The following is a 13270-nucleotide window of genomic DNA, read 5'->3' as shown; positions in this document are numbered from 1 at the left end:
TGGATCGGTATCTTTAAGCATGATCCTATTTGGGCAATTGCCGCAACTTACTGAGGGCGAATTTCTGAATTTTGACCGGGATATTGCCATCAAATACCTGGTTACTGATAGCAGGAAATCTACTCCGCTGGAGGGTAGTGTGTTTTTCGCTATTCCGGGCCTTCATCACGATGGTCATGACTATGTGACAAACCTTTATGAAAAGGGGGTGCGTAACTTCGTGGTCCAACGGCCTGTAAGTCTACCGGATCATGCCAACGTTTTTTGTGCAAGAAATGTACTAACGGCCTTACAGCGTTTAGCTGCTTTTCATCGAAGTGAGTTCGACCTTCCTGTGATTGGCGTTACCGGAAGCAATGGAAAAACCATTGTTAAAGAATGGCTGTATCGCCTTTTTAGTCCTGTCAGGAATGTAGTTAAAAGTCCAAGAAGCTATAATTCGCAGTTGGGTGTTCCTCTTTCCGTATGGCAAATAGAAGAAGGCCATGAAGTTGCCATTTTTGAAGCTGGCATTTCGCAAACCGGTGAAATGACACATTTGCAAAAGATAATAGCGCCTTCCATTGGTATCTTCACTAACATAGGTCCGGCACATGATGAAGGGTTTGTCTCCCACGAACAAAAAGTAGCTGAAAAAGCATTGCTATTTAAAAGTGCTGAGGTAGTAGTGTACTGCAAAGACCATACACTGATAGATGCAGAACTAAGCCCAAGAGGATTTACCTGGGGGCGCCACCAGAACAGTGATGTTAGAATTACCAGGGAAGAAGACCATCTAGTGTCCGTTGACTGTAATGGCAGGTCCTATGATTTTCATCTTCCTTTCAAAGACAAACCATCCGTGGAAAATGTAATGCACTGCATTACATGCCTGCTCTATTTTGATATAGGTGCCGATATTATTCAGGCAGGCCTGGAGCGTTTGGAAGGAGTTAAAATGAGATTGGAATTAAAAAAAGGCACGCATAACTGTTATTTGGTAGATGATACCTATAACAATGACCTGGCAGGTCTGTATACCGCTCTTGATTTTTTAGAACATCAGGGGAAGAGAGAAAAGAAAGTGGTTATCCTTTCTGATATTTTGCAGTCCGGTAGTGATCATGAGCCCTTGTATACACAAGTAGCTGAAATGTTAGCCGCGTTTAAGATCGACCGGTTTATAGGGGTAGGAGAACAGATTGGAAAGTGTCGGGACAAATTTCCTCCCAATGCATGTTTTTACACTACTACCGATGAGCTGATGGCCGGCATTAGTAGCCATCAATTTCAGGACGAAGCTATCCTGGTTAAAGGGGCCCGTAACTTCCGATTCGAACGTCTGGTAAAACTCCTGGAAGAAAAGATACATGGCACCGTACTGGAGGTTAACCTGGATGCCTTAACCAAGAACCTGAATTTTTATCGAACACAGGCAGGAGATAATACTAAAATGATGGTGATGGTCAAAGCTTTTGCCTATGGTAGCGGGGGTTTTGAAATAGCAAATTTATTGCAGTATCATCAGGTTGACTACCTGGGCGTGGCTTATGCAGATGAGGGAGTGACATTACGTCAACAGGGGATACGCTTGCCGATCATGGTAATGAACCCCAGTATGGAAAGCTTTGAAAAGCTTAAGACGTACCAACTTGAGCCTGAGGTATACAGTATTTCAATTCTTGGTAAGTTACTGGATTTTATAGGAGAAGAACCTATTGGAATACACATTAAACTGGATACCGGGATGCGGCGGTTGGGCTTTGATACCTCTACCATAAACGAGCTGATCAGCATATTAAAGACGCATCCAAACCTGGAAGTAAAAAGTATTTTCAGTCATTTGGCCGGGTCAGACAGCGATGTGCATAACAGTTTTTCTCATCAGCAGGCTGGTGCATTCAACGAATTAAGTCAGATGATCATCCGGCAGTTAAAGATCAATCCCGTGAGACACCTGGTCAATTCATCCGGTATTTTAAGATTTCCCGAATATCATTTTGATATGGTGCGGTTAGGTATCGGTCTCTATGGGTTAGAGTCTAATGGTTTAAGGCAGGATGATCTACAGTTGATAGGCACATTAAAAACGGTGATCTCTCAGATAAAGACTGTGGAGCCCGGAGATACTATTGGATATGGGCGACGAGGAGTGGCGCAGGAAAAGATCACTATTGCCACTATTGCCATTGGTTATGCAGATGGTTTTCCCCGTATTTTAAGTGATGGTGTAGGGGAAGTATGGATAAATGGGTCCAGGGCACCAGTGGTGGGTAATGTGTGTATGGATATGACCATGGTTAATGTAACAGGCATTGACGTACAGGAAGGTGATGAGGTGGAGGTCTTCGGAGATAATATTTCCATTCGTGAGCTGGCCGATAAGACAAGTACCATACCCTATGAAATCCTTACCAATGTTAGCCAACGTGTGAAACGCGTGTATTACTCGGAGTAATTTGCTGAAATAATAACGGGGTAAAACTTGTACCTTCAACATAATGCTATTCATATCTGTTTTGTTCTTATGCGAATTTCATGGACGTTTATAAGTATAGCGACTCTTTTTTCCTGTCAATTGGATAAAGACAAAGGGATAGACCGTAGTAAGTTCACCTTTAAAACAGGCGATGACACGGAGATATTCTTCAAGAATATGCGACAGTCTTACTATGACCTGGAAGAGAACAAAGCGGCCAAATTCAATATATTTCGGATTAAATCGCGGCTGCAAAGAGATTCTCTACCACTTCTTAACCCGGCCATTGTAATAAATTACTTACAGGATGAGGCATATATTTTATTAGAACCCAATACTTTTCTACAAAACTATGAGCCACTGACTATACAATGGCACCATACTGAAAGTGGCGAAGCCGGAGTGCATCAGCTGGATGCGATGAATAAAAATAACATGCTCGAGTTCAGCTCTTTGTTATATGAAGGGATTATGGCTAACTATCAATTCACTTTACCGGATGGCGCTCCGTTTTTGGAAGACCCTGTGGCACGTGAGGCATTTCGGATTACCATGTCCGATTATTACCGGCTTACCCGTGTATTTTAGCTATGTCACTTGTGAACAGTCTTTAGCCAAAGTTTGGCATACTCTCCCTGAGGGTCATATTTCAGTGCTTGATTTTCCAGTATGAACTTTCTACCCTTCTGTGGGTCGTTACCCACTCCGGCAATGTAAGCCCAATTTAGCCAATTACTACTGGGGTCATAATCCACAAGCCGGTTTTCATACCACATAGCGCCCCAGGTCCAATTTACTTTTAAGTCATGCACCAGGTAACTGGCTACATTTTGACGACCACGATTTGACATATACCCGGTCTCATTAAGTTCTGTCATATTGGCATCCACGAAATATTCACCCGTTTCCCCTCTTCTCCATCGCTCAAAGCTTTCAAGGTTGTCCTCCATATGAGGAGCGTCGCCGGTAATACCAGTGAGCAAGAAGATACTTTTTCCATGTTTTTTTGTCATGAATTTGAAAAAGTCTCGCCATAAAAGTTCGAAAAACAACCAGTAGGTGGACGAATTTTTCACTCGTTCCTGTTCGTATCTTTTGATTTCATGATAGACTGATTTGGCCGAGATACACCCCAGTGCAAGCCATGGTGAGAACTTAGAAGAATAGTTTTTACCGATGAGTTCATTGCGGGTGTTTTTATAGGTCTTCAAAAGATCATCTTTCCAGAAATAGTCATTGAGTCGCTTCCAGGCCTGTTTTTCTCCTCCTTTAAAATCAAGAACTGCGTTTTTATGTCTTTTTTCATTAGGTAATCGAAATGCACATAGTTCCGGTAGCACTCCCGGATCTACATTTCCCGGGTAGTTAATGGCGGTTGGTGCTTTAAACTCTTCTCTTACCTCCACCGTTTTCTCTGATTCTTTACGAAACGATGTAAACACATCCGGTACTTGTTTGATAGGCCATGGCACATCCTGTTCATGATACATAGCACTTTGCCAGCATTGGATTAATGAAATACCCTTTTTAATCAATTCTTCCTCCAGTTTATCTGCCATTTGTTGCTCTTCATGGGCGACCTCTTTACCACAATATACCTGATCTATCTTCAGTGTATCTACCAGTTCGGCAATAACCTTCTCACACTTACCATGCCTTATGATAAGATCCCCTCCTATCTTTTGAAGGTTAGATTTCAGCCCCTCTAAACTTTCCAGTAAAAATTGAGCTCTAAAACTGCCAATCCGTTCAAAACCGAGTGTTGTCGTGCCAAAATATCGAGGATCAAATACGTAAACAGGATAGACTTCATTCCCATTTTGACATGCTTTCCATAATGCCTCGTTATCCTTGATCCTGAGGTCATTCCTAAACCACACTATCGCCTTACTCATGCTATTAGAACCATTCAAAGAGCAAATAGTTGGCACGGAAGCCTGTTTGAGAGGTTTATTTTACAGTTATAATAACCTTTTACGTAAAACTGCATCAACCCATCGAATCAGTAGACATACTCGTGAAACAGAAGTCGCCGGATCAATTACCCATGGCGGTGATCACCAGTTTTCTTTCACCTCCATAGTCCCGATGTTCACAAAGGTAAATGCCCTGCCAGGTGCCCATGTTGAGCCGGCCATTAGTGATAGGGATATTTACTGACGTTCCCATTAATGAAGCCTTAATATGGGCGGGCATATCATCAGCGCCTTCAAAAGTATGCTTATAGTAGGACTGGTTTTCGGGAACCATCTGATTAATATGACTTTCAAAATCTGTTCTTACCGTTGGGTCTGCATTTTCATTAATGGTAAGGCTGGCAGAAGTGTGTTTGATAAATACCTGTAAGAGGCCTTGTTCAATATTTTTTATTTCAGGTATAGCCTTTAACACATTACTGGTAATGAGATGGAATCCTCGTGGATGAGCATTTAGCCGAATTTCTTTTTGATAGAAGTACATATCAGTTTTCTATTCTTTCAAATGCCCCGATGTCTGGCATGGCATCGCGCTGTGTTCCTTCCAGGTCAAACAGAATACCAATGTCTGTACCGGCATCTTTTGCCGGAGATAATGTATCCAGGCTGTAACCAAAATCCCGCGGATCGAAAAAGCGAGGGTCTTCATTGAGAATATTTGTTTCGTCAAGCCTTTCGCTGGTTCCTCTTACCAGGTTATGGGTCAGGTCAAGTGTAACGGCGGCCTGCTGATTTTCACTAATTAAAAGTTCCTCTGACAGATTGCCCCAGATGATTGTATTTTTCATGACCACGTTCAGGTCTATCACAAGAGCGGTATTACTGGATAGCAGTAAGTTATTTGCCAAAACTACGGTGGGCTGCTCTCGCAAAAAGGAGAACCCAAAATTGACAAAGGTGCAATGCTCATATCGATAGTTGCCCCCTGCATAATTACCCAGTGCATTTTCCGAGCAGTTGTTAATGAGAGTGTTATAGACATACATGTCAGAAGTTATGCCTATTATACCAAACCCAGGCTGTACAAAATCCCCGCCAATGGGTAACACGGTATTACCCCCTATGTTTTCAATGCGTGTATTCCCTACAATCAGGTCGGGGTCCGTATCGTCATCCGGTGTGCCCAGGTACAGACCTACTTCAGCATTTCGTATTTCAGCATGCTCTATCCTGTTATTGTCACTACCCTGTAGAAAAACAATGCCTCCCCATTGCCCGGGAGCATTTTCAAACCCATCGTCAAAGCGGTCGTTAAGAAAGGTAACTTTTTGGTCTGCCGTGCCCTGAACATCAATAGTGCCTTGCACCAGGATAAATGAGCTGTTATGCGAAAATACTTGGGTACCCGCTTCTATGGTGAGTGTGCAAAGACTGTCTACCAGTATGCTGTTAAAAATAACATAGGGTTTATCGGCTGTCCATGTGGTATTACAGGGTAATATGGCATTTCTAAAAAAGTGGGCATCCTGCCCCCAGGATACGAGTTGTACCTTTTGTTCATTGCCATTGGTTAAAAACGTCAGTTCATCTTCTACAATAAATGGAAGGCCTTCATCTCTGGGGTCGATACTTACCTCCACCTGTATCAGCAAACTATCTTCCCCGAGTAATCGGACGTCCTCAAACAGCGATCCGCCACGGCCATTAACAAAAACCGTGTAGGCAGAATTGGACCCTTGAGCCAGTGCAATTTGGCTGATTTGAACGGCCTTTTCATTGTCATTGAATACTCGAAATCGCTTGGTGACATTCTTTATTTGTGGGGCCACCTGGGTAAAAATGGTATCGTAAAAAATAGTATCTGTGGAAAACCGAAGGAAAGCTTCACTATCAAATGTGAATTTTTCAGCTTCAGGGGTGCAGGCCACAAAAGAAGCTATGGCCAATACCAGATATAGACAGAGGTTTTTCAACATAATGTGTTAACGGTGTGGGAAAGCTTTTATTCCACTGCTCCTTCTTTCATTTTCTCTGCTGACTCTGCTATCCGGAGTTGCTCGATGAACTCTACTATCTCACCATCCATGACAGCCGGTAGGTTGTGCTGGCTGTAGTTGATGCGGTGATCAGTGACACGGCTTTGAGGATAGTTATACGTCCGGATTTTATCGGAGCGGTCTCCGCTACCTACCATTGACCTGCGCTGTGCACCTACCTCCTCATTATGTTTTGCAAGCTCCAGCTCATAGATCCTTGAACGAAGTACTTTCAGGGCTTTTTCAAAATTTTTGATCTGCGACTTCTGGTCCTGACAGGACACTACCAGACCGGTGGGCGCGTGTGTCAGACGTACGGCAGAATAGGTGGTATTAACAGATTGCCCTCCGGGACCGGAAGAACAGAACGTATCTTTCCGGACATCATTCATATCAATTTCTACCTCCACATCATCCATTTCAGGCAGTACGGCCACGGTAGCAGCAGAAGTGTGTACTCTACCCTGGGTTTCCGTCTGCGGTACCCGTTGCACACGATGTACCCCTGATTCAAACTTTAACGTCCCGTAAGGCTCTGTACCTGTTACGGTACTCACTATTTCTTTATACCCGCCACTGGAACCTTCCGTCAGGTCCAGTACAGTTAGCTTGAGTTCATTTTTTTCACAGAAGCGTTGATACATGCGAAAGAGATCACCGGCAAAGATGGCTGCTTCATCACCGCCGGTCCCTGCACGTATTTCGAGAATAGCATCTTTGTCGTCATTAGGATCCCTGGGAATGAGCAGTTGTTTTAATTCCTCTTCCATAGCTTCGCGCTGTGGCTCCAGTTCGTCCAGCTCCATTTTAGCCATCTCACGAAACTCTTCATCTTTTTCCGTTTTCAAGACCTCTTTAGCGCTGGCTATGTTTGACAGTACATCTGTATATGCGTTGTACCTGGTAACTACCCGTTCCAGGTCCTTATACTCTTTACTAAGCTGAGAATACTTTTTCATGTCCGCCATAGCATCCGGCTGCACTATCAATTGGCCTACTTCTTCAAAACGATGCTTTATATCTTCCAGCTTTTCAATCATATGAGATAAGATTAATCCTACAAAACTAAGCAATAGGGACCATTTAATGATAGTTTTGCATTTCATTAAGGTAAATATGATGAGAACCTTACCCTTGAATATGCGCCGTTACCTTCTTTCCGGCACTTTAGTCCGACGTCTTATAATGGTCGTTATGGGGATCGCCGGCCTGACAGCATGTAATACCAGCCTGACGGAAGACCAACGTAAGGCGTTGCGTGAAGAAATGGACAAACGTGAGATCAGGAAGATCAGTGAACATGAGATCTTCCGGCAGGCGTTGGCCATGGGAAAGTCCATGGCAGAAAAAATAGAGTCAGATAGCGCTTACCAATGGAAAAAAGAGGATGAGACAAGCATAAAAGTGTTAACAATGACCGATTCGACGGGGCTCACACCTACGGAGTTAAAAATATGGTCTGCCTACGCCTATGCCCCGGAGAGATCTGCACCGGATGATAACATACAGAAAGACGGTGATGAATTTTTTATCTATTCCAAACCCGTCGGGCGCGACAGTTCGAGAGCACTTCTTTTGATTAGAATAGCTAAGAAAAAAGTAGTACTTAGCCTGTGAGTATGAGCAGAGTGCATAGAGCTAAGGGTATAGAGCCTGGAAATGTTTGTTGATAATAAATAAAGATGTTATGAAAATTGTGATTATTGGAGGGAAGGGTACGATAGGAAGTAAAGTAGCTGCTCACTTCGCTGATCATCACGAACTGATCATTGCAGGGCGAACGAGTGGAGATGTTATTGTTGATATTGCCGACAGCCATTCAATAAGTGCCATGTTTGAGAAAACCGGCCATGTAGATGCCATCGTTTGTATAGCAGGTGAAGCAAAATGGGCCGACTTTAGTGCGTTAACGGAAGAAGACTATTACATCGGATTGAAAAGTAAATTAATGGGTCAGGTCAATCTGGTACGGATCGGGCAAAATTACCTTAATCCAAAAGGTTCTATTACGTTATCTACCGGTATCCTGGCAGATGATCCGGTGGTTAAGACGACCAGTGCTGCGATGGTCAACGGCGGGATACACAGTTTTGTTCAGGCCGTTGCGCTGGAAATAGAAAATGGGATCCGGGTCAATGTCGTTTCCCTGGGCGTAGTAGAGGACGCCTATGAAAAATACAAAGATTATTTTCCGGGGCACAATCCAATCTCAATGGAAAAAACAGTCAACGCTTATGTCAGGAGCATCCAGGGGAAAGGCAATGGAGAAATAATAAGAATTTACGATTGAACCCTTACGAAAATAATTGATACACCAACAGTGCCGATAGATAAGCCACCATTGACATATACCCCAGTTGTAGCAAAGGCCATTTCCAACCCTTGGTCTCCCGGTATACGATGGCAAGTGTGCTCATACACTGCATAGCAAAGGCATAAAATACCAGTAAAGAAAATCCTGTAGCAAAATCATAACGGGGCAAGCCGGTATCCGGATTGATCTCAGCCCCCATCCTTTGCTTTATGGTGGATTCATCATCTACTCCTCCGATACTGTAGATAGTGGCCATGGTGCCTACAAATACCTCACGGGCAGCAAAAGAAGTGATCAATGCAATTCCGATCTTCCAGTCGTACCCAAGGGGAGTAATTACCGGTTCGATGGCTTTGCCGAATATTCCGGCATAGGAGTTTTCAAGGCGATATGCCTCCACTTTGCTTTCTAATTCCACAGCATCTAAACCAGGAAACTGGTTTGCCATTACTTCATGTGCATTTTTCATACGATCTCCCGGACCATAGGAGGCTAATACCCAAAGTATAATAGCTATGGCCAATATGATCTTACCTGCTTCCAATACAAACGTTTTGGATTTTTCATACATGGTTATACCTACATTACCCCAACGCGGCATTTTATAGGTAGGAAGTTCCATCACCAGGAAGCTTCGTTCCTTCGTTTTAAGGATAACCTTCATCACTGCTGCTGAAATGAACGCTGCTGAAAAGCCTAGCAGGTACATCCCCATTAGCGCGAAGCCTTGTAAGTTTAAGATCCCGAGTACCGGTTCATCGGGAATGATCAGGGCTATAATGATCGTGTAGATGGGTAAACGCGCCGAACAGCTTATAAACGGAGCGACAAATATGGTGATCAGCCGTTCTTTCCAATTGTCAATGGTACGTGTGGCCATTATAGCGGGGATGGCACAGGCTACACTGGAGATCAGGGGTACCACACTTCGGCCGTTCAGACCAAATTTCCGCATGATCTTATCCATCAGAAACACTACCCTGGACATATAACCGGATTCCTCCAGGATGGAGATAAAGGCAAAAAGAATAGCGATCTGAGGAATAAAAATAATGATCCCGCCCAGGCCAGGCACAATACCTTCTGTCAGCAGGTCTGTAAGCACTCCGTCAGGTAATACATGACCAAGCCAGGCGCTAAAGGTGGAAAAGCCCAGATCGATCAGGTCCATGGGTACTTCTGCCCAGGCAAATATGGATTGGAAGATCAGGAATAAGATGCTCATGAAGATGAGGTAGCCTAATATCTTATGAGTAAATAGCTTATCTAGTTTTTGTGTCCAGCGTTTGGGAAGTATTGCCGAACTTTCTTTTACTACCCCTTGAATAAAGTCATTAATGGAGGCATATCGTTCCAGAGTCTCCGTCCTCCTGAGCTCATCTTTTTTAAATGCATGCTTTTCAGCAATGTCACTTAACAGGTTCTTTTCGTTTTCCTGCAACCCCTGGCTGATGCGGTGCTGCTGTAGCAGCTGGTACGCCCGGTAATCTTCGGTCAAAGAAAAGATCTTCTTAACACTTTCGATAGCTTCAGACGCATGGCTGTGTGCATTGAAGATGGGTTTGCGCTCTGTTTTATATTGACCTTTTAGTGCCTTTTTCAATGCGTCCAGGCCTTTTCCTTTCCTTGCCTCTATAGGTACTACGGGTATGCAGAGCTGTTCCTCAAGCTTTTTATGGTCAATATTGAGTCCTGTCTTTTTCACCAGGTCCATCATATTTAAGGCGAGAACGGTAGGGATGTTCAGATCATGGATCTGTGTAAACAGGAGCAGGTTCCGTTTGAAATTAGAGGCGTCTACCACCACCACTACCAGGTCAGGGTACAAGGCACTGTTCTTGTCTCCTAAAATGTCAAATACAATTTTTTCATCCGTAGAGTTAGGGTAGATACTGTAGGTACCCGGCAGGTCAATGATCTCGGCTTTGGTAGAAGCGTCCAACATGCAGTACCCTTTTTTCTTGTCTACAGTAACCCCCGGGAAATTCCCTATTTTCTGATTGAGACCAGTCAGATGGTTAAAAAGGGATGATTTACCAGAATTAGGGTTCCCGATAAGGGCAATTCTCCTGACTGCTTTGTCGCCCATTTACTGAATGGAAATAGTGACAGCTTCGTCCAAACGAAGGGAAAGATTATAGCCGGCTACACTTACACAGATTGGGTCCCCGAAAGGAGCTGCAAAGTTAAATTTAATAGACTGCCCCGGAAGACAGCCCATTTCCAGGAGTTTCAAAGACAACGTATCATCGAGAAATCCACTGATTATACCACTTTCTCCAGCTTTAAGATCTACTACGCTCTTCGTCTTCAAATCCCTTTATTTAGATTGATTATAAACAATGCGAAGATATGCGGTTATGTCAACTAAAACAAACGTTCTCTCTTAAATCCAATACTGTAAAAAACTGATTTTGATCAAGTAATTAAGCTTTTACTGACATCGGGTCTATTCTGTGACCCCGGCCAGGTCCAGGATAAAGGCATACTCCAGCGCTGTTTCTTTATACCTTTGGAACCTTCCGGAAGCGCCGCCATGACCTGCTTCCATATTTGTTTCCAAAAGTAACCGGTTGTCATCCGTTTTCATATCCCGTAATCGGGCCACCCATTTGGCAGGCTCCCAATATTGTACCTGTGAATCGTGCAGTCCGGTAGTGACCAACATATTCGGATAAGCTTTGCTCTCCACATTGTCATATGGAGAGTATGACAGCATATATTCATAAGACTCTAATTCATTGGGATTCCCCCATTCATCATATTCGCCGGTAGTGAGTGGGATGCTTTCATCCAGCATGGTGGTCATTACATCTACAAAGGGTACGGCAGCTACTATTCCTTTCCACAGGTCAGGCCTTTGATTGACTATGGCCCCCATCAGAAGCCCTCCTGCACTGCCTCCCATAGCGAAGAGGTTTTCACTGTCCGCATATTGCTGCTCAATTAAGTGCTCCGCGCAGTCTATAAAGTCGTTGAATGTATTCTTCTTTTTGAACATTTTGCCATCTTCATACCACTGTCTGCCCAGCAACTGACCTCCTCTGATGTGCGCAATGGCAAAAACAAATCCTCTGTCCAGTAAGCTCAATCGTACTGAACTAAACGTTGGGTCAATAGTGGCCCCGTAAGAACCATAACCGTATAGCAGCGTTGGCCTGGCCTCATTTCCTTTTAATTCCTTTTTGTAAACCAGGGAAATAGGTACCTGAACACCATCTCTTGCTTCGGCATACAACCGTTTCGTTTCATAAGCTGATGCATCATAGCCACCCACAACTTCCTGCTGTTTCAGAAGCGTTTTTTCCTTTGTCTCCATATGATAGTCATAGGTAGAATTCGGAGTAGTCATAGACGTATATCCATAACGTAGCAGCTCAGTATCAAACTCCGGATTAATGGATATGTATGCGGTATAAGCTTCTTCACCGAAATCCAGGTAATGCTCCTCTTTGGATTTTTGATCAATGATCCGAAGCTGGGTAAGGCCTTTTTCACGCTCCTCGATCACCATGTATTTTTTAAAGACCTCTATGCCTTCCATGTACACGTCGGGCCGGTGGGCAATCACCTCTTTCCAATTACTTTTATCGGTTTCATTATCCGGGGTTTCCATTAGTCGGAAATTCTGGGCTTCCCAGTTGGTCACCACATAAAACTTATCTTCAAAATGCTCTATGGAGTACTCCAGACCCCTTTCACGTGGTGAAAAAGGCTTAAATTCTTCATCCGGTGTATTCGCATTTAAAATCCGGTAGTCATTGGTAAGCGTGCTGCCTGACCAGATCACGAGAAACTCGTCTGACTTTGTCTTGTATATTCCCGTATAAAAGGTTTCATCTTTTTCCTCGAAGATCAGCTCACCCAGGTTAGCAGAACCCAACTTGTGTTTAAATACCTGGTTTGACCGGAGGGTCTCAGCATCTTTCCGTGTGTAAAAAAGTGTTTCGTTGTCATTGGCCCAGGTACTACCTCCGGTAGTATTGCTAATGGCCAGGTCCAACTGCTCCCCGGTTTCAAGGTTTTTTACATATATCGTGTATTTGCGGCGGCTTACCGTATCCACCCCAAATGCCAGTAATTTATTGTCCTTGCTTACATTAAGGCCTGCCACCTGGTAGTATTCGTGGCCTTCAGCCATTTCATTTACGTTCAACATCACCTCTTCAGGGGCTTCCAGGGTCTCTTTTTTGCGGCAGTGGATGGGATACTCATTACCCTCTTCATAGCGGGTATAATACCAGTAACCGTTCGATTTGTAGGGTACAGATTCGTCCGTCTGTTTGATCCTTCCTACTATTTCATTGTACAGGTTGGTCTGAAACACTTCAGTATGTTTCATCATGGTATCCGTATAAGCATTTTCAGCTTCCAGGTAGCTGATCACATTAGCATCTTCACGGTCATTGAGCCAGTAATATGGGTCCATTCTGGTTTGTCCATGGGCTACTAACTCTTTGTCAATTTTTTCCGCTTTTGGAGGAATGGGCTTATCGGTCACGTGTTCTTTTTTTTGATTGCAGCCTGCAAACATAAGGCATACAAA

General features: G+C 43.8%; 11 protein-coding genes. 4 read left to right on the top strand and 7 right to left on the bottom strand.

Annotation, left to right across the window (positions count from 1 at the left end; genetic code table 11):
- The first annotated feature begins 19 nt into the window (after positions 1 to 19).
- Both FNH22_RS04910 and FNH22_RS04905 read left to right on the top strand, forming a co-directional pair.
- Entirely contained in the window at positions 20 to 2437 is a 2418-nt protein-coding gene (locus FNH22_RS04910; RefSeq protein WP_143397221.1) for a bifunctional UDP-N-acetylmuramoyl-tripeptide:D-alanyl-D-alanine ligase/alanine racemase, read from the top strand.
- A gap of 69 nt (positions 2438 to 2506) precedes the next feature.
- Positions 2507 to 3046 carry a hypothetical protein gene (locus FNH22_RS04905; RefSeq protein ID WP_143397220.1) on the top strand — a complete coding sequence of 180 codons (540 nt, stop codon included), beginning with the start codon at positions 2507 to 2509 and terminating at the stop codon, positions 3044 to 3046.
- 5 nt (positions 3047 to 3051) lie between these two features.
- On the opposite strand, the gene FNH22_RS04900 is transcribed toward FNH22_RS04905, so the two are convergent.
- From FNH22_RS04900 to prfA, 4 genes are all read right to left on the bottom strand, one after another.
- Positions 3052 to 4353, bottom strand: coding sequence for a DASH family cryptochrome (locus tag FNH22_RS04900; protein ID WP_143397219.1), 1302 nt, complete (start codon positions 4351 to 4353; stop codon positions 3052 to 3054).
- Positions 4354 to 4495: 142 nt separating this feature from the next.
- Entirely contained in the window at positions 4496 to 4918 is a 423-nt protein-coding gene (locus FNH22_RS04895) for a secondary thiamine-phosphate synthase enzyme YjbQ (protein WP_143397218.1), read from the bottom strand.
- Position 4919: 1 nt separating this feature from the next.
- Entirely contained in the window at positions 4920 to 6350 is a 1431-nt protein-coding gene (locus FNH22_RS04890) for a right-handed parallel beta-helix repeat-containing protein (protein WP_143397217.1), read from the bottom strand.
- A gap of 26 nt (positions 6351 to 6376) precedes the next feature.
- A complete protein-coding gene (prfA, locus tag FNH22_RS04885; protein WP_143397216.1) occupies positions 6377 to 7450 on the bottom strand; it encodes a peptide chain release factor 1 in 1074 nt (357 codons plus the stop codon).
- A 76-nt stretch (positions 7451 to 7526) separates the two neighbouring features.
- Between prfA and FNH22_RS04880 the strand changes: the two genes are divergently transcribed.
- Positions 7527 to 8027, top strand: coding sequence for a hypothetical protein (locus tag FNH22_RS04880; protein ID WP_143397215.1), 501 nt, complete (start codon positions 7527 to 7529; stop codon positions 8025 to 8027).
- A 70-nt stretch (positions 8028 to 8097) separates the two neighbouring features.
- Positions 8098 to 8700 (top strand): short chain dehydrogenase, encoded by a 603-nt coding sequence (locus tag FNH22_RS04875; protein ID WP_143397214.1) that lies wholly within the window; start codon positions 8098 to 8100, stop codon positions 8698 to 8700.
- A gap of 4 nt (positions 8701 to 8704) precedes the next feature.
- On the opposite strand, the gene feoB is transcribed toward FNH22_RS04875, so the two are convergent.
- From feoB to FNH22_RS04860, 3 genes are all read right to left on the bottom strand, one after another.
- Positions 8705 to 10813 (bottom strand): ferrous iron transport protein B, encoded by a 2109-nt coding sequence (gene feoB / locus FNH22_RS04870; RefSeq protein WP_143397213.1) that lies wholly within the window; start codon positions 10811 to 10813, stop codon positions 8705 to 8707.
- Positions 10814 to 11038, bottom strand: coding sequence for a FeoA family protein (locus FNH22_RS04865; RefSeq protein WP_143397212.1), 225 nt, complete (start codon positions 11036 to 11038; stop codon positions 10814 to 10816).
- Between the two features lie 135 nt (positions 11039 to 11173).
- Complete coding sequence (locus tag FNH22_RS04860) at positions 11174 to 13258, bottom strand: S9 family peptidase (protein ID WP_221420217.1); 2085 nt, start codon at positions 13256 to 13258, stop codon at positions 11174 to 11176.
- Positions 13259 to 13270 lie beyond the last annotated feature (12 nt).

The organism is Fulvivirga sp. M361, from assembly GCF_007097395.1.
Taxonomy (GTDB): Bacteria; Bacteroidota; Bacteroidia; order Cytophagales; family Cyclobacteriaceae; genus Fulvivirga.
This window is presented reverse-complemented; position numbering and strand designations above follow the sequence as displayed.

What these genes read in the sequence shown, in the direction of transcription:
- FNH22_RS04905 (WP_143397220.1), top strand. Translation starts at nt 2,507, where the DNA reads ATGCGAATTTCATGGACGTTTATAAGTATAGCGACTCTTTTTTCCTGT.
- FNH22_RS04895 (WP_143397218.1), bottom strand. Translation starts at nt 4,918, where the DNA reads ATGTACTTCTATCAAAAAGAAATTCGGCTAAATGCTCATCCACGAGGA.
- FNH22_RS04875 (WP_143397214.1), top strand. Translation starts at nt 8,098, where the DNA reads ATGAAAATTGTGATTATTGGAGGGAAGGGTACGATAGGAAGTAAAGTA.
- FNH22_RS04910 (WP_143397221.1), top strand. Translation starts at nt 20, where the DNA reads ATGATCCTATTTGGGCAATTGCCGCAACTTACTGAGGGCGAATTTCTG.
- feoB (WP_143397213.1), bottom strand. Translation starts at nt 10,813, where the DNA reads ATGGGCGACAAAGCAGTCAGGAGAATTGCCCTTATCGGGAACCCTAAT.
- FNH22_RS04900 (WP_143397219.1), bottom strand. Translation starts at nt 4,353, where the DNA reads ATGAGTAAGGCGATAGTGTGGTTTAGGAATGACCTCAGGATCAAGGAT.
- FNH22_RS04880 (WP_143397215.1), top strand. Translation starts at nt 7,527, where the DNA reads ATGATGAGAACCTTACCCTTGAATATGCGCCGTTACCTTCTTTCCGGC.
- FNH22_RS04860 (WP_221420217.1), bottom strand. Translation starts at nt 13,258, where the DNA reads ATGTTTGCAGGCTGCAATCAAAAAAAAGAACACGTGACCGATAAGCCC.
- FNH22_RS04890 (WP_143397217.1), bottom strand. Translation starts at nt 6,350, where the DNA reads ATGTTGAAAAACCTCTGTCTATATCTGGTATTGGCCATAGCTTCTTTT.
- prfA (WP_143397216.1), bottom strand. Translation starts at nt 7,450, where the DNA reads ATGATTGAAAAGCTGGAAGATATAAAGCATCGTTTTGAAGAAGTAGGC.